17 protein-coding genes and 1 pseudogene are annotated in these 24,636 nt (G+C 62.6%); 15 read left to right on the top strand and 3 right to left on the bottom strand.

The window, feature by feature from the left end:
* Positions 1-70 precede the first annotated feature (70 nt).
* From ACX1NL_RS10190 to ACX1NL_RS10150, 9 genes are all read left to right on the top strand, one after another.
* Entirely contained in the window at positions 71-1,489 is a 1,419-nt protein-coding gene (locus ACX1NL_RS10190; RefSeq protein WP_458898085.1) for a hypothetical protein, read from the top strand.
* Positions 1,473-2,333, top strand: coding sequence for a class C sortase (locus ACX1NL_RS10185; RefSeq protein WP_458898084.1), 861 nt, complete (start codon positions 1,473-1,475; stop codon positions 2,331-2,333). Before ACX1NL_RS10190 ends, ACX1NL_RS10185 begins: the two co-directional genes overlap by 17 nt.
* A 54-nt stretch (positions 2,334-2,387) precedes the next feature.
* Positions 2,388-4,178 carry a metallophosphoesterase family protein gene (locus tag ACX1NL_RS10180; RefSeq protein WP_458898083.1) on the top strand — a complete coding sequence of 597 codons (1,791 nt, stop codon included), beginning with the start codon at positions 2,388-2,390 and terminating at the stop codon, positions 4,176-4,178.
* Between the two features lie 504 nt (positions 4,179-4,682).
* Entirely contained in the window at positions 4,683-6,407 is a 1,725-nt protein-coding gene (locus ACX1NL_RS10175) for a SpaH/EbpB family LPXTG-anchored major pilin (RefSeq protein ID WP_458898082.1), read from the top strand.
* A gap of 171 nt (positions 6,408-6,578) precedes the next feature.
* Positions 6,579-7,532: a class C sortase gene (locus ACX1NL_RS10170; protein ID WP_458898081.1), complete on the top strand. Its 954-nt coding sequence runs from the start codon at positions 6,579-6,581 to the stop codon at positions 7,530-7,532.
* Positions 7,532-8,413 carry a SpaA isopeptide-forming pilin-related protein gene (locus ACX1NL_RS10165; RefSeq protein ID WP_458898080.1) on the top strand — a complete coding sequence of 294 codons (882 nt, stop codon included), beginning with the start codon at positions 7,532-7,534 and terminating at the stop codon, positions 8,411-8,413. The genes ACX1NL_RS10170 and ACX1NL_RS10165 overlap by 1 nt, the downstream gene beginning before the upstream one ends.
* A 21-nt stretch (positions 8,414-8,434) precedes the next feature.
* Positions 8,435-13,591, top strand: coding sequence for a DUF6923 family protein (locus tag ACX1NL_RS10160; RefSeq protein WP_458898079.1), 5,157 nt, complete (start codon positions 8,435-8,437; stop codon positions 13,589-13,591).
* Between the two features lie 252 nt (positions 13,592-13,843).
* Positions 13,844-14,020, top strand: coding sequence for a hypothetical protein (locus ACX1NL_RS10155; RefSeq protein ID WP_458898078.1), 177 nt, complete (start codon positions 13,844-13,846; stop codon positions 14,018-14,020).
* Between the two features lie 149 nt (positions 14,021-14,169).
* Entirely contained in the window at positions 14,170-14,454 is a 285-nt protein-coding gene (locus ACX1NL_RS10150) for a hypothetical protein (protein ID WP_448230726.1), read from the top strand.
* Here the strand turns inward: ACX1NL_RS10150 and ACX1NL_RS10145 are convergent.
* Positions 14,446-14,586 (bottom strand): annotated as a pseudogene (locus ACX1NL_RS10145) (toxin-antitoxin system HicB family antitoxin); the annotation flags it as partial. The gene ACX1NL_RS10150 and the pseudogene ACX1NL_RS10145 sit on opposite strands and share 9 nt — an antisense overlap.
* A gap of 335 nt (positions 14,587-14,921) precedes the next feature.
* Between ACX1NL_RS10145 and ACX1NL_RS10140 the strand changes: the two are divergent.
* Positions 14,922-15,776, top strand: coding sequence for a hypothetical protein (locus tag ACX1NL_RS10140; protein ID WP_458898077.1), 855 nt, complete (start codon positions 14,922-14,924; stop codon positions 15,774-15,776).
* A gap of 578 nt (positions 15,777-16,354) precedes the next feature.
* Here the strand turns inward: ACX1NL_RS10140 and ACX1NL_RS10135 are convergent.
* Positions 16,355-16,678 carry a helix-turn-helix domain-containing protein gene (locus tag ACX1NL_RS10135; RefSeq protein WP_458898076.1) on the bottom strand — a complete coding sequence of 108 codons (324 nt, stop codon included), beginning with the start codon at positions 16,676-16,678 and terminating at the stop codon, positions 16,355-16,357.
* Positions 16,679-16,929: 251 nt separating this feature from the next.
* Here ACX1NL_RS10135 and ACX1NL_RS10130 point away from each other — a divergent pair, with 251 nt between their 5' ends.
* The 5 genes from ACX1NL_RS10130 to ACX1NL_RS10110 all read left to right on the top strand — a co-directional run bounded on the left by ACX1NL_RS10130 (position 16,930) and on the right by ACX1NL_RS10110 (position 20,747).
* On the top strand, positions 16,930-17,445 hold the full coding sequence (locus tag ACX1NL_RS10130; protein WP_458898075.1) for a hypothetical protein: 516 nt from the start codon (positions 16,930-16,932) through the stop codon (positions 17,443-17,445).
* Positions 17,446-17,528: 83 nt separating this feature from the next.
* Positions 17,529-17,966: a hypothetical protein gene (locus tag ACX1NL_RS10125; protein WP_458898074.1), complete on the top strand. Its 438-nt coding sequence runs from the start codon at positions 17,529-17,531 to the stop codon at positions 17,964-17,966.
* Positions 17,967-18,277: 311 nt separating this feature from the next.
* Positions 18,278-18,991 (top strand): hypothetical protein, encoded by a 714-nt coding sequence (locus tag ACX1NL_RS10120; protein ID WP_458898073.1) that lies wholly within the window; start codon positions 18,278-18,280, stop codon positions 18,989-18,991.
* A gap of 135 nt (positions 18,992-19,126) precedes the next feature.
* On the top strand, positions 19,127-20,017 hold the full coding sequence (locus tag ACX1NL_RS10115; protein ID WP_269027992.1) for a hypothetical protein: 891 nt from the start codon (positions 19,127-19,129) through the stop codon (positions 20,015-20,017).
* Between the two features lie 586 nt (positions 20,018-20,603).
* Positions 20,604-20,747, top strand: coding sequence for a hypothetical protein (locus ACX1NL_RS10110; protein ID WP_458898072.1), 144 nt, complete (start codon positions 20,604-20,606; stop codon positions 20,745-20,747).
* 27 nt (positions 20,748-20,774) lie between these two features.
* Here ACX1NL_RS10110 and ACX1NL_RS10105 read toward each other — a convergent pair whose 3' ends face one another.
* Complete coding sequence (locus ACX1NL_RS10105; RefSeq protein WP_458898071.1) at positions 20,775-24,569, bottom strand: Pls/PosA family non-ribosomal peptide synthetase; 3,795 nt, start codon at positions 24,567-24,569, stop codon at positions 20,775-20,777.
* Positions 24,570-24,636 lie beyond the last annotated feature (67 nt).

Raw genomic sequence — 24,636 nt, 5'->3', positions numbered from 1 at the left:
CGCATTTTCACCATCTGCCATTCACCATCTGTGGCCCACGCAAGCCCCCACCATGACAAGGAAGGACACCATGCACTTACGCACGGCACCCAGGCTGGCCGCCGCGCTCGCCGCTGCCTTCCTTGCCTGCGCGCCCGCCGCGTCCGCCGCCGACCTCCGGGTCGATCTCCGGGAAAGCGTCGGCGCGGACTGGTTCGCGCGCATCGGGGACCGCGATGTGGAGCTGTTGCTTATCGACGACCTCCGGCCCACCCCCGAAACCCTCCAATCCCTGGACATCCCGGCGATCGCACGCGACCACCCCGACCGCCTGCGCAAGGTGGACACCAAAGCGTCGGAAGATGGCACCGCCACCTTCACGGGCCTCGATACCGGCGTGTACCTGGTGCGGGTGGCGGACAACCCGGATACGCAGGACGCGCGCGTGTCCTACGCCCCGTTCGTGGTGGCGGTGACGCCGGACAAGCCGGCGCAGGTGGTGGCGCCGAAGGCGCAGGAGCTGGGGATCAGCGTGGACCCGCTGACGGCGTGCAACACCCCGGAATGGAAGGAAGCCGCAGCGCCTGGGACGTATGTGGAGTACGACTTTGTCTCCACCGTGCCGAACCTCTCCACCGACGGCACGTTGAACCAGTACGCGCTGACCTTGGATTTCTCGCGTGGCCACACTGTGAAGTGGGTCAATGACGGGCCCCGCAGCGTGGTGGCGCGAGGCGAGCAGGTGCTTCGCTTCGACGCAGCGGCGGCGACCACCTCGAAGCAGGTGCCGGGCACGGCGCGTAAGCACCAGCCGGTGACTAAGCTGCAAGCCCCGCGTCTGACCATTCGCGGCGCGGGCGAGAGTACCGAACTGAAGCGCGGCGAGGACTACGACGAGCAACAGCAGGGCAACGATCAGGCAACCTTCACGCTCACCAGCGCGGGCCTGGCCAAGCTTGCCCGCGCAAAGTCGCTGGATCCTGCCACCACGATGGAAACTTGGGTGCCGGCAAAGACGAACGAGAAGCAGCCGTGGGGCAGCGGCCCGGTGCGCAACGCCACGCTCGGGGACCTCGCGGCCACCGCGACGCTGACGGCGGACGGCATGGACGCCACCCGCGCGCCTGTCACCGTCGAGCACGTCAACCACATCAACGTGGTGGAGCGCGGCAAGTGTTTCGACGCTGCCGCTGCAACCACGACCGTCACCGACGGCGACCAGCACAGCACTGAAACCGAGACCGAAACCCAAACCCCAACCAGTGCCATGCCGTCCGACGCCTCCGTCACCGAGGTGGTCACCCGGGAGACCACGCGGGCGGACGGTTCCACAGCCACTGTGACTGAAACCGTGGTGAGGGAAGGTGAGGGGGACGGGACGCCGTCGATAAGTAAGCGCGTCGGCGACCTCGCCTCAACGGGTGCCGGGGTGCTGGGCATTACCGGCGTGGCGGTGCTTCTGATCATCCTCGGACTCATCTTGCGCAGACGCAATGACGAAGAAGAGTAGACGCGGCAGCAACGTCGTCTCCTGGATCGTGCTGATCCTCGGGGCACTGCTGCTGCTGTACCCGATCGCGTCCACGCTGTCCGCGCAGTACCGGCAGATCAAGCAGAACGAAGAGTACGCGGGCGCGGTGCAGGAGCTCAGCGACGACACCAAGGCCCGCGAGCTCGCCCGCGCCCACGAGTACAACGACCGGCTGCTGGCTGCTGGCCCCCACGCGCGCGCCCCGCGTGATGAGGACCCCGGCTTCGACGACTACATGTCCCAGCTGACCCTGCCGGAGAGCTACCACGTGATGGCGCGCGTGCGCATCCCGCGCATCAACGTGGACCTGCCCGTGTACCACACCACTAGGGCGGACGTGCTTTACGACGGCGCCGGGCACATGTACGGCTCCACCCTGCCTGTCGGTGGCGACGGCACCAACGCGGTCATTTCCGCGCACACCGGCATGGTCAACGCGGCGATGTTCGACCAGCTGCCCATGCTCAAGCCCGGCGATGACATCTTCATCGACGTAATGGGGCAGCGCCTGCGCTACCGCATGACCTCGCGCGAGGTGGTCAAACCCGACGACTACGACGCCGTGACTTACGAGCCCGGCAAAGACAAGGTCACGCTGATCACCTGCACGCCCTACGGGCTGAACACCGACCGTCTGCTGGTCCACGCCGAACGCGCACCCCTGGACCCGGACACGCCGGAGCCAACCGTGGATGCCTTTGTGTGGTCCTGGTGGATGATCGCGGTGCTAGTGCTCATCCTGCTGGTGCTCCTGCTGATTCTTTGGAAGCGCTGGCGGGATCGGCGGAAGAACCAACGCGAACACGGCACGATCGGTAACTAGGCAGCAGCGCGGTTCGCCCTGCGGGACATCTCAGGTGGCGCTAATCTTTGACGCATGATGTCCCACCGCGCACTCGCCGCCACCACCGCTGCCGTTCTTACCGCCTCAGCCGCCACCACCGCCGTTCCCGCTGGCGCCGCCCAGCCGGAATCCTTCCCCGAATCCACCCGCCCATACCTGTACTTCGAAAGCTTCGACGGGGTAGCTAACCCCGCACATTTCACCCACGACCTGCCGGACGGCTGGTCGCAGGATGTCGATGGCGTGACTTCGGGCGAGGCCCGCTGGAACGGCTGGACCATCTCGGACGTGCGCCACTGGACCTGGGCCGCTGGCACCGACGAACGCCACTTTTTCACCCAGGGGCACGACCAGTTCGCCATCATCGATTCGAAGCAACAGCGCCTTACCGAGCGCGACTCCATGGACGCGCGCATGACCACCGAGCCGATCGACATCGCCGGCCAGAGCAAGGTCGCCCTCGAGTTCGACCAGCACTACCGGCAGGGCAAGAAGGGGCAAACTGCATTGGTTGCGGTGGGTTTCGATGGTGGGGAACCGGAGGTCGTCGATAGGCTAACTAGCAACCGCTACTCCTCCCACGAATACTTCGAGCTCGACGTGCCGGAAGGTGCGAAGACGATGCAGGTGACGTTTAGCTACCTCGGCGGCAACGACGACTACTGGTGGGCAGTGGACAACGTCGCGGTGCGCGCGCCGTTTACCCAGGCCGCGGAGAGGCCGAACACCGTCATTGATGTCATCTCCGATACGCAGGACGACCCGGAGGACTTCAAGCTGGCCGTGCGGCGCCTCAACGCCATGCCGGAGAAGGCGGGCGCGCTGGTGATCAACGGCGACCTGGTGGATAACGGCAGCCAGGAGCAGTGGGACAAGTTCCTAGCCGCGCGCAAGGAGGTCCCGCACGATTCGGGGGTGGAGCTGTGGACCATCGGCAACCACGAGATGTACGGCAAGGAAACCTCGGAGGTGCACATGCAGCGCTTCCTCAAATATTCCGGGCAGGACAAGCCGTGGAACGAGGTGGTGGTGGACGGCACCCCGCTGATCAGCATTAACACGGAGTACTACTCGGACGTCGACCGCGACGGCAAGGAGCCGTTCCAGCGCATCTCCGCCGAGCAGCTGAAGTGGCTGGATGAGCGCCTCGCGCACTGGGATAAGCAGGGCGTGACCGCGCTGGTGTTTACGCACCCGCTGCTGCCAGAGACGGTGTCGATGAGCCATTCCGCCTGGTACCAGAACGATTTCGAGGACGAGCAGGCAATCTCGGATGTGCTGTCCAAGTACAACGACATCGTCGCGTTCACCAGCCACTCGCACTCCTCGCTGAAGCAGAACAACTGGTGGGGCACCAGGCGTTACGACGGCACCCCGCAAGGCGCCATCGGCTTCCCCGTGGTGAACACCGGCGCGATCCTCAACGAGTACCTGCCGGACGGCGACCACGACGAGGAGATCGTGGACGACAAGGCCGCCACCGGCCTGCGCGTGAAGGTCTACGACGACCGCATCCGCGTCGAGGCCTGGGACTTCAAGGACGGCCGCGGCCTAGCCAACCCCGACGGCGAGGCGAAGATGATCAAATACCAGGACTTCGCCAAGCAGAAGCGCGTGGCGGCGCCCGCGGCCAACGCCCCAGCCGAGCCCAACCCGGATACGCCCACGGATACCGCTGGCGGTTCCTCCACCGGCGAGAAGATCGCGGTAGCTATCGGCATTCTCGCCGCGATTGGCGGGGCGTTCGCGGTGCTTGCGCCGCGTGTACAGGAAGTATTGGGTGGCCTCGGCCTGCCGGCAGTGCCTTTGGAGCTGATCCGCTGATCCACTGGCCCGACGGCGATAAACGGCATCTTGCTAGTAACATTCCGGACGGGGCAGCGGCCGCATGCTTACCCCCGTCGAGTATGCCCAGGGACATTGATCGGATGGGCGGTTAACCCGCTGATAGCGGTGCACCCCCGTGCTGTACCCCCTTCGGACTCTGATTACTGAGAGAACCTCACTTTTTGACGCATTCACGCTTCCTGATTACGGCAGTACAGCTGGCAAGTGTGGGAAAAACCTAGAGGTAGACGCGAAGTAACATTGGGCTAACACCCTTTCGAGCGTAGGTATACCTGACCTGATGTTTTCTCAGCGCTTTACGGTTTTGACAGCTCGCGTGAAGCGAGTATGGACACCGATTTACGGTTCCGTTATGGTCAGCGTTGGCGCCCAAGCTGGGCCCAGAGGTGGCGTGGACGAGTTTGTCGTCTCCCAGCTCAACCTCCCATCGCTGACCGCTACTCGGGCCCAGCGAACTTCGATTCTCCGAAAGGATTTCCCATGGCAATTGCCATCAAGAAGACCGCCGCGATCGCCATCGCCGCGGGCCTGACTTTCGCCGGCTCCGCTGGTATCGCCGCGCAGGACGCGCTGGCGCAGGACGGTGCTGAACAGAACGCAGCCTTGGCGAATGAGCAGGGCGAAGGTGCAGACCCCTCGACCATCGACCCGACCGCTGAACGTTCACTTACGATCCACAAGATTCTTAATGTTTCGAAGACCGGCGCACCCACCGGTAATGAGATCACGGGTGACACTCCGGCCGACGAGAAGTACACCGGTGGCGAGAACGTGGCCGCAGTGAAGTTCCAGGTTGAAGAGCTCGACTATGACATCACCACGAACAAGGGCTTCTTTGAGGCTGTTGAGGCTGCGAAGAACCCGGCGACGGCGAAGCCGAAGCAGGACGGACTCAAGACCACGGTCACGACTGGCGCAAATGGCTCCGTCGAGGTGCCGAACGTGAAGATCGCCGCATACCGCGTAACTGAGCTGGATTCCCCGGAGGCAAACGTCAACGGTGAGGCTCGTCGTAACCTGAACAAGTCTGACTCGTTCGTGGTGTTTGTCCCGATGACGAACCCGAAGGACACTTCGAAGTGGAACTACAACGTTCACGCTTACCCGAAGAACACCAACACCGTGGTGACGAAGAAGCTCGAGGACGAGAACGTTAACGTCGGCGACACCGTCCAGTACCAGATCAAGGGCAACATCCCTGGTGCTACGTCCGACAAGGATGTTCAGCTCAACAGCTTCCACGTCGTGGACTACTACAACAAGAATGAGCTGTCCAACCTGCGTCTGAGCGAGACCAACCCGGTCCAGATTGAGAAGGCCGACGGCTCCCTCGTAGGTGTCGACGCTCAGTACTACACGCTTACCGCTGAGGAAGACTTCACCTTTGGTGATGACCGCGACAAGCAGTACAACGCACGCCGGACGGTCGAGTTCAACGAAGCGGGTCTGAAGTGGCTCGACGATAACCACCGTGGTGCCAAGGTTGTCACCAACTGGGAGGCGGAGTTCAGTCCAATCGGTGATAACGGTGACGGTGAGATCCGAAACACCGCCGACGTGCCGTCTATCACTGGCGAGACGGGTTCGGAGCGCAAGCCGAAGGACGTTCCACCACCACCAGAGGACACCCCTGAGGTTGTCACCTTCCTGGCGAAGCTGCAGCTTCTGAAGTACGGCGATGGCAAGAAGGACCAGCCGCTGGAGGGCGCCGAGTTCGAGCTGTACACCCGTGACCTTAAGACCGGTAAGTGCAACCCGGTCAACGACGAGAACAAGATCAAGATTGGTGATGCTGCCAAGTGGACGACCAACGAGAAGGGTCAGCTCACCATCGACGGTCTCCACATCACCGATAAGGTCGACCAGCAGATCGTGAACGGCCAGCCTGCAGACGGCGGCAGCATTCTGACTGGCGAGGCTCACACCGCGGTTCAGAATGGCTACTGCTTGCTTGAGACCAAGGCTCCTGAAGGCTATGAGCGTATCCCGCAGGCATTCCCGATCGAGTTCGAGCTGGCAGATCGTGTAGTGAACGACCAGCAGGTTGCTACCCCGCTCATCCACGCAGAGGTCAATAACAAGCCGTCCACGAAGGTGTTCCTTCCGGCCACCGGTGGCATGGGTGTGCTGATCATCGCGCTGGCTGGTCTTGCGATCATCGGCGGCGGTGTCTACGCGGCACGTCGTAACTCCCAGTCCGCATAAGCGAAAGCGCGGACCTTGGTCTAGTGGCTGCTAACAAGCGCTGACCAGGGAGGCGCCCCGGCACACCAACCGGGGCGCGCACGCCCGCCGGCAGGAGGGCGAAAAATACCTGCCCCAGTTTGAAACCGGAGGTCGTCGATAGGCGACGGCCCCAAAGAGAGGACACGACAGGTGACTACCGCAGTGAAGGCGAAGCACCGGCAACAGCCGGCGCAGAAGTCTTTTTTCCAGCGCGTCGGCCTGCCGGTCCTCATCATTCTCGTTGGGCTGCTCGTGCTGATGTACCCGGTGATTTCCACGCAGTGGAACAACCACGTGCAGGAACAGGTGGCCAAGCAGTACGAGGATCAGCTGTCGGTCGCTCCGCCGGAGCAGGTGAATCGCGCGTACGAGGCAGCGGTGGAGTACAACCGCACGCACACTGACGGCCCGATCCTGGATCCGTGGCTGGCGCGCATCAGTGAAGACAACGCGGAGTACAAGGAGTACGAGCGTCACCTCGCGGGTGTGTCCGCGATGTCGCAGCTGGCGATTCCGTCCATCGACGTGCGCCTGCCGGTCTTCCACGGCACCAGCGACAACACGCTGCAAAAGGGCCTCGGCCACCTGTATGGCTCCGCGCTGCCAACCGGTGGCGAGGGGTTCCACTCAGTGATCACCGGCCACACAGGCCTGACCACCGCGACGCTTTTTGACGACCTCGTGGACGTCAAGGAAGGCGACGCGATCTACATCTCCACCTTCGGCAAGCGCCTGAAATACCAGGTGTACAAGACCGAGGTCGTGCTGCCGGACGAGACCGACAGCCTGCGAGCCGAGGCGAACCGTGACCTGCTCACGCTAGTCACCTGCACCCCGTACGGCATCAACACCCACCGCCTGCTGGTGCACGCGGAGCGGGTGCCCATGGATCCGGACGAGGCGCAGGTGCTCGACGAATCCACCTCCACCGTGCAGTGGTGGATGTGGGTGCTGGGGGCGGTGTCGCTTGTGATTCTGGTCGGCCTGACCTGGTGGCTGATGCGGGAGAGGAAGAAACAGACCACTGGTACCGGCGACGCCAACGTACCTGCTCAGCGCAGCCGCGAACTGGCTCGCTCGTTGGATGGAGAACGGAAGCGATAATGAAGATCCGGCAGAAGCTTGCAGTGGGTTGCACTGCTGCGGTACTAGGCGTGTCGGCCGCGGGCGCCTCGGTTGCGCTCGCCGACAGCCGTGTAGTGAGCGGCAACGACACCAACTTGGTGGCTGAAAACGTGAACAAAGAAGCGCGACTTTCGCTTACCGTGCGCAAGGTTGCCACCAACCCGTACGATGACGTGCCGGAGGGTGCCAAGCCGTCCGCGATAGCAGGCGCGCAGTTCACGCTATCTCGCGTAGAGGATATCGATGTCACCACATCCGCAGGCCGTGAGGCAGCAAAGGGCTTTTCGCTCGATGACGTCGCGTCGCATGCCCTCATTAGCACCACTACACGCACAACCGACGGCGGAGGCGTAGCCAACTTCACCAATCTGGTCCCAGGGTTGTACCTGCTGGAGGAGTCCGCGCCGGACGCGGATTACAACTACCATCTGTCCAGCCCGAAGCTGATTATTCTGCCTCTCGGTAGCGCATCGGGTGAGGGGTTCGAGTACGAAAATGTGGTGGTGACGAAACCGGAACCGGACCGTCCGCCGAGCACCACCACTCGGACCCGCCCACCCGAGACGGTGACCACGACTCCCGGCACCGAGACCGAAACCACCCGGGTCACCACGCCGACTTCCAGTGTTGCAGAGCCACCTACAACGGTGACATCGACGCCGCCGGCGACGGTGTCCACAGTGCCAACCACCCCGGTCAGGCCGCCGGCGACGACCACGGTCTCCACCCCCGGAGATAAAAGCCGCGACGGGGGACTGGCCTCGACCGGTGCCAACGTGCTGTGGCTGGCTGGCATCGCAGTGATACTCATTCTCGGCGGGTTCTTCCTCGCCAGGCGAAACAACGACGGACAGCAATAGAGGCGGACAAGGAGAGAAAGAATGCGAAACATAATGAAGCACTCTGGCGCGCGCAACGCGAAGGTGCGCCGCTCCGTCCGTGGCCTGTCCGCCGTCCTGGCATCTCTGGCGCTGACGGCGGGGTTGGGTTCATACCCGGCCGAGGTTGAGGCGCAGGAGTCCGGGGTCAACGCTGACATGGTTTCGGAAGAGACGGTCGACGTCGACTCGCCGATTCAGACCGCTACGGCCCCAGAAGTTGCCGAATCGACGTCCGTGGATGTCGAGCCGACTGAAACCAGCTCCCTTGCTGCCCCCGAAGAGAGTGCAGCTGAGCAATCTCCAGTGCAGGTTTTGCGGACAGAAGGGGTCGACCTCGTTACCGTTAACGATCCTGATGGAGAGGTGTGGGGTTACGGGGCAAAGGCGTCGCCAGAGGACATCTTCGCCATCAAGCGTGTAGGTGAAGGTGAAATTGAAGAAATCCTGCGGCTCACTATCGACGGGCAGGATCTAGAGCCAGAATTTTACGGTTATGCGAATACGGAAGAGGGAGGTTACCTCGCGTTCGATCTCGACGCCTTAAGCGAGGTACCTCCACGAGAGGTGGAGTTTGAAGTTCGAACCTCCGGTGAGGCGGATTACGCGATCGCCGAAAGCGAAGAGGTACCTTCTGCCCGCGAACTGTCCGCGTCTGGATACGGTAAGAACGCGGACGCGGCTGCAACCGTGAACCCGGATGGCGTGGGATTGGCACGAGCTGCCGGTGAGAATAAGGAGTCGGAGGTGGGAATTGAGAGCACCACCTACCGAGCTCTGGCGGGCCAATCGACCGGCCGTCGACTTGACGCGAAAGTACAAAGCGTCGCGTCGAACCCCGCTTACTTGACTCGGTTGACCATCGACTATAACTACGGTCGTGCCCCCGGTAACGGAATGCAGGATCTCGCAGGGCCGGTCACTGTCCAAGTCGGCCAGCAATCAGTAACTGTAGACGGTAGGAATGTTACCCCTAGGTATGCGAACAGCCCCTCTGGTGCAAGGAAAGTCGTTGGTCTTGATGTGACCATCCCGACCGACGCAAGAGTCCAAGTGCGTCGTCAGGACACACTCTCTGTCAATTTCTCCTCGGGACCAACTGCACCGAACGGCTCAAAAGATAGCTACACTCTCCGAGCTTGGTCCTCGCCAACTGGTAACGACATCGTTGTTCCAGGTGAAACCGGGCAATGCGCGCCCTACGGCTTTGGTGGGTCCGTCCCAGATATGAGCTACGACACGAACAGGAGAATTAAGCGGGGCAGGCTGTCCGACGGTAGCAATGAGTTGGATATGTCAGCCCCCTTGGGGAAGCGGGAGCTCTCTCAGCGTGAAATCGAAGAGGGCTTCAAGGTGTACGTGTCAACGTCGCGTAACGCACAGAATCAAAGTGGTAATCGGGACGATATGGTCTACACCTCCCTCGATATCCAACGTCAAGGTGAGGCGCGGTTCGAAAACGTCGGCTACAGCAGGTGGATTTACAACGGCCTCGCCTACGACCCTGCAGATAACTGGCTCTATGCAATCAGTCAATATCGAGGTCAAGACACAAGTTGCTACGTTTCCGGTAATTTGCTGCAGATCAACCCACAAACCGGTCAGGTGCGCAATCTTGGCCCTGTGATGGCGCAGAATGACACGCTGCTTTTTGCCAAAGGCAGTCCGGGCGCAAACGATTTTAGACTGATCAATACGGGCACGATTGACGATGGGTACCTATACGTTTCAAACTCCTCGACATCTGGAACGAAATCCATCTACCGCATCCCGCTCCCTTCACGTACAGGAGTGAACGGATACGTACCGCGCGGCACGCGTATGGATGGTGGCAATACCTCTAGCGACAATTGGAAGTTCTTTTCGGAGGACGTCGCGGTCCTGGCTAACGATCCGGGTTATGCATGGGGTGTGGTGAGTTCAGCGCTTGTTGGTCGCACCGGCGCAAACAGCAACTTTGTTGTGGAACGCCGAAACTTGAAGGACGGCACCGTAACGTTCTACCCCCTAAGCCGTAGTCAGCTGACGTCCCCGTCCGGCGATGCGATTTCAGCCCAAACCACATGGGGTAAGGCCTGGGCGTACCCCAATGGCGATCTCGGCGTCGCGGTAGGCGGGCAATCGAGCAGTGGAGCGGGGGGCGCGCGGATTCGGATCACGCAGGGTCGCTCCGGCCCAAATATTCAGGTTGTAGAAACGCTGAAAGATGTGCCCTTCTCTTTTAACACCGACGCTGCCAGTAATGGCAGGCGCACACCGCAGATCGCGACTGATCTCCAGTTAGTGAAGCAAGAACTCACCGGTACTGAAGTGGCGGAGGTCGCTGCGGAAGAGATCCGTAGAGAGTTCACCTCGGGGCCGAATGCGAACCCCGCGAATTACAGCGTGTGGTCCATCAAACTGACCAATAACGGCCCAGCCGTGAGCTCAGGTTCGAGTATTACTGATACTTTGCCCGATGGATACGATATGGCGACATTTCGCCAGTTTGACTCAGAGACCAGCTCTGGCCGTTACGTGCCGGTCAACATGGCTGTCAATGGGCATACAGTTGTATGGAGCGTCGGCGTGCTCAACCCCGGCGAATCTGTAACGCTTTACATGTATGCGGCTGTTGGTCCTAACGCCGTGTGCTCACCCAATACCGCAACGGTGGAAAACCACGATATCGAATCTACGCCAGGGAATAACTCGTCGACCGCCGCTTGTCCTCCCAAGCTTGACGTTTCCAAGCAGGTCGTGGCTGAACAACGCGACCCGCGCGCGAACGGCGGCGTAATGTCAATTGACTACAACGTTGTAGTCACCAATCGTTCTGAGGATGGTGTTCCAGCACAGGCATACGAGCTCGTTGATACTCCCCGTTTCGCATCTTCGGTTCAGGTCACCAAAGTCCAAGTTGCCGACGGGCCAAACAGCACGAGATTGAGGGATGTAACAGCTCCTGGACAGTTTGTCATTTCGAGGGGGCAGACTATTGCCTCCGGCCAGGAGCATACCTACCGGGTGCATATTGAGTATGCCCAGAATCGGGAAGTTGAGGCTGACCAAATCGACCAGGCAAGATGCGCAGGAAGCAGGACGGACCAACCGAACGGACTGTACAACGAGACCACGGTTACGTGGCTCGGCGATCGAACCGCGTCCGCCTGGGATTGCAAGGACGTACCGCAGGCTGACCTCGTGGTGTCGAAAAAGGTGACTCGCGCTGCCCAACTTGACCAAAATGGGCGCGGGACCATCGAGTACGCCATCGACGTTGCGAACCCGAGCGGGTTGGCGACCTTCTACGACTTGAACGACATCCCTCGATTCGCGCAGCTCGTCAATATCACTGGCGTGGAAGTGAAGACGCCAAGTAGCACAGCGTTCACAACCGTCAGCGCGCGGAACGGGGAGTACCCCCTCGCTTCTCGCTCCCGCATCGAAGGCGGTCAGACCCACACTTACACTGTAAGGGTGGCGTTTGACCTCGCCATGAGTGCGAGCTCGGATACGTACTCTCAGGAGAAGTGCATTGGTGGGCAAACCACCCAACCCAACGGCCTGTATAACGAGGCAGCGTTGAACTGGGCGGGCGGATCAGCCAGTGCGTCGGATTGTCAGGATGTGCCGCGTCCGAGCGTCGACTTGGTCTTCCAGAAGAACCAAATCACCCGTTCGAACGAGGCAGAGTTTCAGAATTACCTGTCTGAACGGCTTGGACGAGAATACGAGTCGGGCCGTATCTACTGGGCTATCACGGTCAAGAACAATGGTCCGGCCGCGAGCCGCGGCTTCGTCGTGACCGACCAGGTTCCGGCGAGCTACAGCGACGTCCGTACCCACCAGTGGATTGCGGATAACCAATCCACTATGTCCGGCATTACGGTGAACCCGTCAGTCCGCGGCAACGTAGTTACCTGGGACGTCACTGGACCGGTGCCCGTGGGACAGGAATTGATGCTGGTGGTATCGGCGCGTACGAACACGCCCGGCGTTTGTGAAGCGAACGAAGCTTCACTCACCCCGCGAGATGACGATCCGACTCCGCAGGGAGACGAACCCCGCGGGGAGGTTGATGAGTGCACGCCGCGTTTCGACGTTCGCAAGCAGGCGGTCTCCTCCTCCTATACGGCACCTACCGAAGACACCAACGGCAGTTTCACTGTCTCCTATGACATCGTGGTGGAAAACAACGGCACCGCTCCGTTGGAATTTGACCCGATTGTTGAAAAGCCGCAAGTTCCGGCAGGACTTACGGTGACCGGGTACTCCGTGACACGGACGGACGAATTCGGTATCCAAAACAGCACTACTCGGTGTTCTTGGAGCGGCGGGGGGGATGACCGTTATCCGGGCCTGCCCGCAGGGGCGGTCGAATTCCGCCTCGATGATTGTCGGAGCCCCGGGTCGGACTGGAGAGGGTACGCTGGACAGCTCCTTAATAATCCCGGCCGAGAGGACGCTGAAAAGGACCGAGCCATCTCCCCGCGAGGTACGCGCGGAGGCCTATTCGATCCAAAGTCCTATAGCACCGCAGGGGAGGTGAGCAACGGTCGCCACGTCTACAACGTCACCTTCAAATACTCAGTGAGCAACGGGTATACAGCACCAAGCTCCGATAAATGTGAGGCTAGTAACGGGTTCATCGTCAACAAGGTTGCGGTTAATGGCAGGGACGATACGGATTGCACTCCGGTGACAAAGGCGGAAGGTACACGTGTGCGAATCATCAAGATGGGACAAAATGGCGATTCGCCGCAGAACCTGTCCAACTTGGGTGTCGAATTCACCGTCTTTGAGGACCAAGCGCTAACCCAGACGGTGACCGGGTTCAAGCCCGCGGACGGTTACCTCCTTTCGGAAGCTTCGTTGGGACTGGGCAAAACCTACTACCTCGCTGAGACCAAGGCAGCGCCCGGATTCTCGTTGCTGCCGACGGCGATCCCGTTCGAGATCACGAACTCGGGTGACGGGCCGATATTTAAACTGCTCGCCGAAGGGGTGTCGGTTACATCAACAGGTGTTACGGACGGGCAGCCGACTATCACGGTTGCGAACATCCGGCAGGGTAATCTTCCGAGAACCGGAGGTGCCGGGCTCCTAGTGTCCACGCTGGTTGGGTTTGCGATCGTCGCTCTCGGTGTTGCGATGGGAACTCGCAGAAAGACCGCCTAAGCGGACACGCGGGTGAGCCCGCTCTGGTAGCGGCCTGCGCCCGCTGCTCCGCCACACCGGCGGCGCGGCGGGCGGTGTGCTTGGGCAATTGAGCGCCGGTAACAAACAGCCCCTTTTTCACCCATCGGTCGATGGCGGGGCGCCCGAGGCGGTCGTAGTGCTCACGGCGCGGAAACGGTAAATACAGAAACCCGATACCCCGGTCGCTGGAAAGCTCCCGCCGTTATCGCGGCGGGCCTCACCCTCATCGTTATGGGCGGCACGTTTGTCGGCGTCGCCTTGCCAACAACCACTGCCGCACTCGTCCTCAGTCTTACCGACGCGCATTGGGTCAACGCGAGTTGCAACGTCATCGTCGCGGCCTGGTTTTTGGTATGGGCCGACGCGGTGATCGCATCAGGCGCCGCACCACCTTCTCAGCCGGTATGATCCTCTTCGTCGGCGGCTCACTGCTCGCAGCGATTGCGACCAGCGCCGGCAGCCTCATCGGTGCCTGCGCGGTTCAAGGTGTTGGAGGCGCATTGGTACTACCGGCCGCACTGTCGTCGGCGAAACCCCTATTGCCCCGGGGCGCGGCAATGTCGCGCACCATCCCCGGCGCGCTGATTTCCGTCGAGGCAGTACCGGCAGATGCCCGCGACAGTCTGGCGCGGGCAACCGAGGCGTCAGCGGGTGCGCTCATCGGGCAGCTTCGCGGCGCGAACAGCGAGGTGGGCGCGCAGCTTGGTAGCGCCCGTGACACCGTCATCTCCAAACTCTCCGAAGCATTCGCCCACTCCGCAGCCTGGTCCATCGGCCTCGGCTCGGTAATGGTGATGCGGGAAATGAAAAGGGGCCGCTCGTTCGCGATAGCTCGACGATAGACGCTGGTTGACTAGGGCGTTCAACGAGATACCCTCGGTTGCTGCTCGGATAACCAGTTCACGGTGCAGTGATGGTGAAGTGCCAACGTTGAACTTTCCTGAGTAACGCCGCTCGCCCAATGGTTCCGGGGTCGCCCTATTATTGGACGACATTTCCTTGACGACCTAGAACAAGTGTTTAGACCAGGTATTTGGTAACGGTGTGGTGGGTTTTCAACTGGCCTCGTGATCAACCGCACCGCGACCCTACGTGCAGAGTGTGGTGTTTTGCGCTGCGAGAGCTTCACGGGCATTTTGAACAGTGAAGTGCGAACACCGCTGGCTCGATCAGATTTGGCGGACAGTCCAGCCTCCCCTCTTGGCGCTGGAGTTGAGGCCGCCCAACAGTCGATCACGACGGGCGTCTCTGACAATGTCGGCGCACTGACGGGGCGCGTCACCGGAATCCTGTTCCGGACTGTTACTGGATGCTCACCAAACCGTTACCCGATACCCACCACGGTGTTGATAGATGCGACCACGCAACAGTGAACGGCACCCCGCTGATCTCCATCAACACGGAGTACTACTCCGACATCGACCGCGAAGGTAAAGAGCCGTTCCAGCGCATCTCTGCTGAACAGCTCAAGTGGCTGGACGAGCGCCTCGCGCACTGGGACGCACAGGGCGTGACCGCGCTGGTGTTCACCCACCCGCTGCTGCCGGGGACCGTGTCCATGAGCCATTCCGCCTGGTACCAGAACGATTTCGAGGATGAGCAGGCCATCTCGGACGTGCTGTCCAAGTACAACGACATCGTCGCGTTTACCAGCCACTCGCACTCCTCGCTGAAGCAGAACAACTGGTGGGGCACCAGGCGTTACGACGGCACCCCGCAAGGCGCCATCGGCTTCCCCGTAGTGAACACGGGCGCGATCCTCAACGAGTACCTGCCGGACGGCGACCACGACGAGGAAATCGTGGACGACAAGGCCGCCACCGGCCTGCGCGTGAAGGTCTACGACGACCGCATCCGCGTCGAGGCCTGGGACTTCAAGGACGGGCACGGACCGGCCAATCCCCAGGGCGAGGCGAAAATGATCAAGTACCAGGACTTTGCAAAGCAGCACCGCCTATCGACGCCTCCGGTGTCATCGGAAACAGACCCCACACCGGAGGCTGATTCTGCTTCGGCAGAGGGTTCGTCTGCTCGCGCGAAGGCTGCCCTGGTCATCGGCATTCTTGCCGGGCTGGGCGGGGCCTTCGGGCTTATCGCCTCGCAGTTTGGCGATCAGCTGCGCGGGTTGCTGCCGGCCCCGTTTTTGGAGCTTGCGCAGCGCTGAGCGAGAAACCAGGCTGCGCGTTAGCGCCGCGTTTGTTAGTGTTTGACCCAACATCAAGGGGGAATGGTGGGGAAACGTAAACGGTTGAAATCGCGCGAAGTGTCTACTCCGCGGCTGTCGTCAGATGCATCGCACTCGGTCGAGTTCTTCATGCGTCCTGACGATGGTGCAGTTCCCTCTCTTGAAACCTTTGCCTCGTGGCCAAACAAAGCTGCGGGGAAGCTCCTACCTGTCCTCGCTGCTGTAGCAGAGGCTCCCCCGACAAAGTTCGCTGGTGGTGGCAAGTGGGAAGCAATGCATGGCACCTGCACTGGGATGTACGAGGTGAGGGCGAGGATCGACGGTGTGCACTACCGCCTGTTCTGCGTGCTCGATGTTTTTGCTGAGAACGGGGACCGGCCACTGCTAACTGTTATCGACGCAGATTCGAAGCCGAATGGCGAGGTATTCGCGGAGAGCCGTTATGTGCAATTAAGTGCACTTCGAGACGAATACTTCAGGCCCGACCAAAACGGTCGGCCAGTTCGGTCTCTTGCCCCGGCAAGACTGGTTGCGCGATATATCTCGCGGACTTAAATCTACGGATTTGTTTCCAAGCGTTCAGTATCTGGCTCGAGCGTGAGACGTAGATTGACAGACGCTGCCAAGTCCGCGAGCGTGCCAATAGTCGGATTCACTTCATGTCCAGACGAGGTAAGCAACCGACGAACGGAAGAGTAGGGGATGTCGGAAATCTGAGCCATGCGCTTCTTGGTGAGCCCGAGATTTTTGCGGTGCTCTTCAATCGCGTTGACGATCCGGTCATAGGTCTGGATTCGTTTCAGCTCACGTTCGTAGGCTTCAGCGAACGCTGGGTCCTTCTCTGCTTGTGCCTGCAGCAGTGTGTTGAATGCATCGCTCACAGGGCACCCCCTTCCTTGTCACAGTTTGTATCATTTATGATACAGAAGTTGAAGGCCTGCGGCAACGGCTTGTGATGCTGTGGACCGGCACTGTCTAGCCCTCGTCCGAACCGCCTGCCGCCGAAACCTTGCGCCGGACCCCCGATTCCGCTGTGAGCGCAGCAGCAGGGACTAGTAAGACGCAGATCAAGCGTTTAAGCTGAGCTCCAGTTGAGCCGAGTGATTCGTCCTCGAGGCCGGGAAGGAGGGTAATGGCGATGAGGGTTACGTTGGAGCAAGCTGCCGACTACTTTCGCGCTGATTTGGATGAGATCGCGCGTGTTGCTGAAAGCGCTTGCGTAGCACTGGATGAGCAGGGGACTGTCAATCTCATGCTCGCCCAAGCATTAGCGCGATACGTGTCCGACGAGTTTGTGGAAATTTTCGGGACGGATCAGGCTTTCGTTGCTCGGGATATTGGCTTTGTTGAAGCGGCGCACTTCAACAGCGCGGATCGGCTGCTCCCGGCTGAAATCGGTCTGCTAGATGCCCGTGCGATGGGGCTTGCCCCAGGGGGGCGGCGCTACGTTCAAGCAGCTGGTTTAGAAGACCTCGCTAACGCAGGAATCTTAGGGCTGAGCGATCGGACGTCGCGCGTAGGTGTCCTCGTCAGAGAACCAGATTGCTCAGAGAAACAAGCACTCGCAGACGCCTACATGCTTGGGGGTACACGTGTGCAGGCAGCGGTCCGGACATACGTCAGGAAGAACGCGGCGAGCGCTGCGTAAGCATGATGGGCGGCGTGTACCCCTGGCTACATCAGGTCGCATCTGCGTTGGATGGGGAGGACTGGTTGCTCGTAGGTGGGGCAATGACCCAGCTGCATTGCGCCTTAAGCCATGTTGGCTACGGAAGAACCACGGAAGACGTGGACATCGTCGTTGATCCAATTAACAATTCGACGCTGGTTGGCGTAGCGGAAGCACTGGAGAGGGCAGGGTACGAGCAAATCACGCCGCTGAGGAGAGAAGGGTTTCTTCACCAGTTCCGTCACGAAGAGGGATCCCAAGTGGACGTGATGGGAATCGACAGCGACCGCACGCCTGACCGATGGCGCGGGTACAACGTTGTGAAATGCCCTGGTTCCAAGTCAGCGCTCGGGAGACTTGCAAGCGGCACGCCGAAGGACGTGCTTGAGGTCCCGGTCAGCGAGGCGCACACGGTCAGATTGCCTAACGCCTGGTCAGCCCTTGCGATGAAGGGCCATGCCCTTCAGCTCCCTGATGCGAACCGGGAGCGCCACGTCTAAGATGCGCTCGCCTTACTCGCGCGCGCGCATCGAACTGAGGTGAAACGAGGGCTGACAAAATCTGAACACTCGGGGGTAAACAAGATCCTCTCGAGCTCGCACCTGTCTGAGGTTGAGAATTGGATGCCCCTTGATCAGACGCATTGGGGCGAGGCGCTGGAAGAGATCCGGAGACTACGACCCCAAGGGGAAATCGGAGTCCCTGAGCCCCTCAAGCCGATGCTCCCGCGGCCGAACCGCTAGAACGCCGAAGATTGTCCTGGCGCCCCGCAGGACTACTATCGCGTCATTGAACTGGGAAGGAGAGCGCCGTGGCATCACATTCTGGGCGGTCCGTGATAGGACCTTTGGTCGTCGTTACGCTGCTGGCCCTCGTCTACCTGTGGTGGACCGGCAACGACCAGCCCACCGACGAACCCGCGCCCGAGCCGCCCGCCGCCGAGGCCCCCGCGCCGGCGCCGCAGCAAGAGGCGCCGTACATCGCGGACAGTCGCCCGCTGGAGATGTACATTCCCGCGATTGGCCTGGTCGCGGACTTCGAGCCGAACGATTGCCGCGCGCACGACGGCACCATCGACCCGGCGACGCTGGACCTCGCGTGCGCGTACACCTCCCCGGACCGCCCGTACGCTCTGCCGGGCTCGCAGGCCGAGGACATTGTGGTCATCGCGGGGCATACGGGCTCCGGGGTGGAGGCAGTCTTCGACAAGCTTTACGACGGCTCCGCCGACCACCACACCGTCCGCGCCGGCGACGTGCTGTACCTGCGCACCGAGGCCTCCGGCGAGGCGTGGCTGAAGTACACGGCGACGGACTTCCACGACCCGGTGAAAGCGTCACTCAGCAGCGACACCTCCATCTGGGGTGACGGCCCCACCCCTGGAAGGTTGCTGACAATCAGTTGCATCCAGCCGCCGTTCTACCAGCAGTCGGTGCGAAATGCGGTTGTGGGCTGGCAGTTTGCAGGTGTCGCCGGGCCTATCGACGGCTCCGCCGAACCCGCCCCAGCCATCCCCCGGGGATAGCTCGCGGCACCCATTGTGCGTGTATTTCGTATCGAACTGACAGGGTGCGTGGAGGGTCCGGTTGTAACGTAACCGCGCCACCTGGCCGATGCATTAGGTGGGTGGGATAAACAACCGAAAGTGAAGGAGCAGACAATGCGTTTGAACAAGACTGCAATCGCACTGACGACCGCCGCCGCACTTGGTGCTGGCGTAATCCCGACTGCGGGTGCTCAGGAGAGCAACGCGCCGAAGCTCGACAACGGCGTGCAGCAGGCCACCGACAGCCCGAACGATGCGGACGCGAGCCTCTTCGGCGACGGCACCGGCGACGGTGCCGCGCAGGTGACCGGCAACGCCCCGGAAAACCCGAACGACCAGCTGCTTCCGGGCGCCCCGGAGGGCTCGGAGCCGGCCTCGTCGAACTCCCTGGGTTCCAATGAGCAGGCTGCGACCGAGACCGAAACCGCCACTGCTACCGCGACGGCCACGGAAACGGCAACGGCAACGGCGGGCGACTCGGGCGCTGCCGCGGGCACTGAGGGCACCGCCACCGGCACCGCGACGGCAACTGCGACGGAGACCGCGACCGGTACCGCCACTGCCACCGCCACGCCGACTACCAAGGACAACACTGCCGCGATCGTGCTCGGCTCCCTGGGTGCACTCGCCGGCCTGGGCCTGATCATCGCCGGTGTGCAGTACTTCGTGAACAAGGACGGCGACCTGGTCAAGGACCCGAACCGCGTCGACCAGCCGGCCTCCCCGGAGGAGAAGGCCGAGTCCGAGCAGGTGAAGAAGGACCACGGCGATGAGATCGCCCAGCAGGTCGAGGCCAACGGCGGCGTCCCGGGCACCGGCAACGCAGGCGCTGGCAACGCTGGCACCGCGGCGAACGGAACCGGCAACGCCGCCGCAGCGAACGGCGAGCGCGGCATGAACGCCTCCACCGGTGTGGCAGAACTGCCCGCCGGCCTGGTGGCGCTGCTGATCCTGTCCATCGTGGGCGCTGCGGGCTACGCCTTCAGCCGCCGCGAGACGGTCTAAGGCTCTATAGCGCCGAAGCGCTCTGAGATCGTCGGCCCCGCTTTGCGATTCGTCGCAAGGCGGGGCCGTCGCTTGCCCAACCAAGTAATCTGTTGCTCATTAGGTTGATTGACCTCGGTGGAAGGAGGTGTGGTTGTGGAACGGCACTATTCGTATCCCAAATTCGCGGACTGGTTGCGCAACGAAATTCAGACCGAGAACGACCCGTCTTTCGCGGTTCGTGTGCTCAAACGGGTGGTCTCTGACATCCGAGATATACCTGAAGACGAAGAGTTTTTGCTCGCGCACTCTGCTCCACAATCGACTGGAGACACCGATTGGGATCGATTAATTAGAGCTGCAGCTGAGATGACGTACTCCGACCGATTCGCGGGATCGAAACTGGAATGGTTTGAGGAGCAGGAGGAACCTCCGCTGCAGTGGTTTTACCCAACAAGCAGGCGTTCGAGGTTTGCTTTTAACCTTGAAAGGACGCCTGCGCCGTTCCGGGATAGGAAAGTATGTCTGGGGGAAGGCAACCTCCGCACAGCCAAGGACCATGACCGGCCATGGAACGTGTACAAACTGTCATACACAGGAGGCAGCGATGGAAGAGAAGCAGTTTCTCCTCTCCGAGGAGGACTTTCGCCAAGTGCAGCGGATTCTGGAGGGGTCAGCTGAGACAACGAAACTTCAGAAGTTGTTCGATGCAGAAAGCCCGTTCGGCAAACCGATGAGTTTCGGGAGCTGAGCGCGGACGAAACCGCGCCGTAAACCCCTACTGCGGCTCCACGGGGTTGCCCTGCCACACGGTCATGGCCGGCACCTCGTCGCCACGCATGACCAGCGAGCCCGGGCCGACCGTCGCGCCGGTGCCGATCGCGGACCCCGGCAGGGACACCGAGTGCGCGGCCAGCGTCGCGGATTCCAGGATCGAGACCGTGTCCAGGGACATCACGCGGTCCTGGAACAGGTGCGTCTGCACCACCGTGCCCGGGCCGACCGACGCGCCGCGGCCCACCACGCACAGGTCCGTCTCCGGGAACCAGTAGGATTCGATCCACGCGCCACGGCCCACGCGCACGCCCAGCGCGCGCAGCGCCAGGTTCATCTCGCCGGAACCGGAGGCCCAGTTGAAGAACCACGGCGCGGCCACGACCTCGACGAACTGGTCCTGCAGCTCGTTGAGCCAGACAAACCAGGAGTACAGCGGGTGCTCGGCAGCCTTATGCCGCCCAACCAACACCCACTTCGCCACCACGGCGGACAGCACGGCCAGCACGCCCACGGCCATCCACACCAGGCCGCCGAGGAGGTACGTCCAGAAGCCGAAGCGCTCCAGAAGCGTCACCACAAAAGCGGCGAACACCGCCGCCAGCACGGCTTGCGTCATGGGCGCGAGCAGGCGCAGCGTCTCCACAAACCCGCGCTTGCGCAACAGCGACGCGGACGGCTTGTAGGTCGCCTCGCCGGCGGCCTCCACCTCGACGCGGCGCATGCGCTCCGGCGGCGAGCCCCACCAGTTCGAGCCCGCCTTGGATTTCTTCGGCGACGCTGACAGCACCGCCACCAGCGACTGTTTCGCCAGCTTGCGGCCGGGCGCGACCATGCCGGAGTTGCCCACGAAGGAGCGTTTGCCCACCACGGTGTGGTCGGTGCGGATCCAGCCGTCGCCGAGTTCGTAGGTGCCGACCATCGTGTCGTCGGCAAGGAATGCCCCGTCGCGCACCTCGGTCAGCTTCGGCACCATCACGGCGGTGGACACCTCGGCGCGCTCGCCGATCTGCGCGCCCAGCGACCGCAGCCACACCGGGGTGGCCAGGCCTGCGTAGATGGGGAAGTAGCGGGTGCGGGCGTCGTCCATAAGCCTGGTCACGGTCCACAGCGCCCAGCCGTGCACGCTGCGCACCGGGAACACGCCGGGCTTTACGCCTATCGACGCCACCCTCACGGCCAGCCACGTCAACAGCAAACCGCAACCGATGTAGACGAGTCCGCCGACTGGGGCGAACACGAGCAGGCCCCACACCGACGAGGTGTGCGCAATGTGTGCCAGCCCCACCGTCGCGGCGGCGCCGGCGACACCGGCAGTAGCCGGCAGCAGCGCGAGGAACAGCGACGTCAGGCCGTAGCCCAGCGCCCACAGTGGGCGGCGCGGCGGGCGCTCGTCGGGGAAGCGGTGCTTGGAGCGGCCCACCTTGCGCGCGGGCGAGCCCGCCCAGCGCGAGCGCTTCTTCACGGGTTTGCGGCCGGTGACGGTGGAGCCCGGCTCCACGTGTGCGCCGTTGCGGATCTCGGTGCCGGGCATGAGCGTGGAACGCGCACCGACGCGCGCCTCCGCGCCAATGGACACCTCGCCGATGTGGAATTCGTCGCCGTCGAGCCACACACCCGACAGGTCCACTTCCGGCTCGATGGCGGAGCCCTCGCCGACCGTGAGCAGGCCCGTCACCGGTGCGAACGCGTGCATGTCCACACCCTTGCCGATTTTTGCGCCCAACATGCGGGCGGTGATTTTCGCGGCGTTGGCGCTGGAGATGTTCAGCGCGCCGGAGGCGACCAGCCAGCGCTCGGCCGCCCACAGCCGCACGTGCTGCGCGCCGCCGCGGTTGTACACGCCGGGCTTCACGCGCCCGCGGATCACCCGGGCGCCCAGCGCGCCGATCGGGATGCGCCCGAACGGGGTGCACAGCACCAAAAACGCCGCGGCCAGCCAGGACCAGCTCAGATCCGTCAGGCCCAGCAGGTTCGCCGCGATGGCCACCCAGGTCACCGCCGTGGCTGCCTTCAACGTCATCACCGGCACCAGGGCCAAACTCTGCGCCACGCGGGTGCCGGCGCCGACGGGCTCTACTTCGCGTTCGCGCTTGGCGGTGCGGTTGGAAAGCGTGAGCTCGTCGATAAGCGAAGCAAGCGTTTCTAGCCTGGGGTGGTCGTAGAGGTCGCGCACCGCGATGGTGGGCACGCGCTCGCGCAGGCGCGTGATTAGCGCGGCGGCCGCGAGCGACGAGCCGCCGAGCTCGAAGAAGTCCGCGTCGCGTCCCGGCACGTCCAGGCCGAGGACCTCGACCCACTGCTCGGCCACCCACGTTTCGGTTTCGGTCAGCCCAACCGCGTCGACGCTGGCGGGCAGCGGCCACGGCAGGGCCTTCTTGTCCACCTTGCCAGAGGTGCGGATCGGCAGCTCGTCCATCACGTGCAGGCGCGGCACCAGCGCCGCGGGCATGGTGTCGGCGAGGCGCTCGCGCATCTGCTGCACGTCCAGCTCGGTGCCGTCGTTGGGGGAGACGTAGCCCACCAGCACCTTGTCGCCCGACGGCAACTCCTGCACCGCCACGGCCGAGTTGTACACGCCCTCGAGCGCGGCGACGTTGGCCTCCACCTCGCCCAGCTCGATGCGGCGCCCGCCGATCTTCACCTGGTCGTCCGCGCGGCCGATAAAGGCAAGGCCGTTGTCCGTGAGCTTGACGTGGTCACCGGTGCGGTACGCGCGCTGCCAGTCGCCCATGGGCGCGTACTTCTCCGCGTCCTTTTCCGGGTCCAGGTAGCGGGCTAGGCCCACGCCGCCGATGATGAGTTCTCCGTCGTCGGCTACTGCCAAATCCCAGCCGTCGAGCGGCCAACCGATGGTCACCGCCTCACCTGGGAACAGCTGCTTCGCGCTGGCCACCACGGTCGCCTCGGTGGGGCCGTAGGTGTTCCACATCTCGCGGCCGTCCGCCAGGCGGTCGGTCAGCTCCTGCGAGCAGGCCTCGCCGCCCACGATGAGCAGGCGGATGTTGTCCAGCGCCTCCTTCGGCCACAGGCCGGCCAGCGTCGGCACCGTGGACACGACCGTGATGTCGCGGCGGATCAGCCACGGGCCTAAGTCCTGGCCGGAGCGCACCAGCGCGCGCGGGGCCGGCACCAGGCAGGCGCCGTGGCCCCACGCGAGCCACATCTCCTCGCACGACGCGTCGAACGCCACGGACAGGCCGGCCAGCACGCGGTCGTCCGGGCCGAGCGGGTTGTCCTGGCAAAACAGGCGTGCCTCCGCATCCACGAACGCGGCCGCCGAGCGGTGCGTCACCGCCACGCCCTTTGGTTTTCCTGTGGAGCCGGACGTGAAGATGATCCAGCAGTCGTGGTCCGGGGTGACCTCGCCCAACTCGCCCGGTTGCACAGGCTTGAGCACGCGCAGCCCGTCGTCGGTCCAGATCGCGTCCACGTCCGCCTCGCCGAAGACGGTTTCCGCGCGCTCGTCCGGGTCGTCCGCGTCCACCGGCACGTACGCGCAGCCCGCGCGCATCGTGGACAGGATCGCAAGGTAGAGCTCCCTGCTTCCCGACGTCATCCGGACCCCCACGCGGCCCCCATCACGCACGCCCATCTTGCGCATGTCGGCGGCGCGGCGCTCGATTTCTTCCACCAGTTCGGCGTAGGTGAGCACGCCGTCGTCGGCGGAGTTCGCGCCGCCGTCATCGATCGCGGCGGCATCGGGGTGCTCGGCGGCGGTGGCCGTGAGGACGTCGATGAGCGTCCGCTCCGGCGGGGCCAGGTGGCTGCGGAGGAGGGGGTTGTCGGGCTGAGACATGCGGATAAGGCTAATAGCGCAACGAAAATCCGCAAATTATGGGAAACGCCAACTATTTGCGCTCGCC

The sequence above is a fragment of the Corynebacterium sp. CQ3829_602738 genome (assembly GCF_054478435.1).
The sequence above is the reverse complement of the archived record's forward strand: the minus strand, read 5'-3'. Positions and strand labels throughout refer to the sequence as shown.

Excerpts from the sequence above, each read along its gene's own strand:
- ACX1NL_RS10175 (WP_458898082.1), top strand. The coding sequence starts at position 4,683 with ATGGCAATTGCCATCAAGAAGACCGCCGCGATCGCCATCGCCGCGGGC.
- ACX1NL_RS10190 (WP_458898085.1), top strand. The coding sequence starts at position 71 with ATGCACTTACGCACGGCACCCAGGCTGGCCGCCGCGCTCGCCGCTGCC.
- ACX1NL_RS10125 (WP_458898074.1), top strand. The coding sequence starts at position 17,529 with ATGACCCAGCTGCATTGCGCCTTAAGCCATGTTGGCTACGGAAGAACC.
- ACX1NL_RS10150 (WP_448230726.1), top strand. The coding sequence starts at position 14,170 with ATGTCGCGCACCATCCCCGGCGCGCTGATTTCCGTCGAGGCAGTACCG.
- ACX1NL_RS10105 (WP_458898071.1), bottom strand. The coding sequence starts at position 24,569 with ATGTCTCAGCCCGACAACCCCCTCCTCCGCAGCCACCTGGCCCCGCCG.
- ACX1NL_RS10115 (WP_269027992.1), top strand. The coding sequence starts at position 19,127 with ATGCGTTTGAACAAGACTGCAATCGCACTGACGACCGCCGCCGCACTT.
- ACX1NL_RS10140 (WP_458898077.1), top strand. The coding sequence starts at position 14,922 with ATGCTCACCAAACCGTTACCCGATACCCACCACGGTGTTGATAGATGC.
- ACX1NL_RS10130 (WP_458898075.1), top strand. The coding sequence starts at position 16,930 with ATGGCGATGAGGGTTACGTTGGAGCAAGCTGCCGACTACTTTCGCGCT.
- ACX1NL_RS10180 (WP_458898083.1), top strand. The coding sequence starts at position 2,388 with ATGATGTCCCACCGCGCACTCGCCGCCACCACCGCTGCCGTTCTTACC.
- ACX1NL_RS10160 (WP_458898079.1), top strand. The coding sequence starts at position 8,435 with ATGCGAAACATAATGAAGCACTCTGGCGCGCGCAACGCGAAGGTGCGC.
- ACX1NL_RS10165 (WP_458898080.1), top strand. The coding sequence starts at position 7,532 with ATGAAGATCCGGCAGAAGCTTGCAGTGGGTTGCACTGCTGCGGTACTA.
- ACX1NL_RS10185 (WP_458898084.1), top strand. The coding sequence starts at position 1,473 with ATGACGAAGAAGAGTAGACGCGGCAGCAACGTCGTCTCCTGGATCGTG.
- ACX1NL_RS10110 (WP_458898072.1), top strand. The coding sequence starts at position 20,604 with ATGGAAGAGAAGCAGTTTCTCCTCTCCGAGGAGGACTTTCGCCAAGTG.
- ACX1NL_RS10155 (WP_458898078.1), top strand. The coding sequence starts at position 13,844 with ATGGGCGGCACGTTTGTCGGCGTCGCCTTGCCAACAACCACTGCCGCA.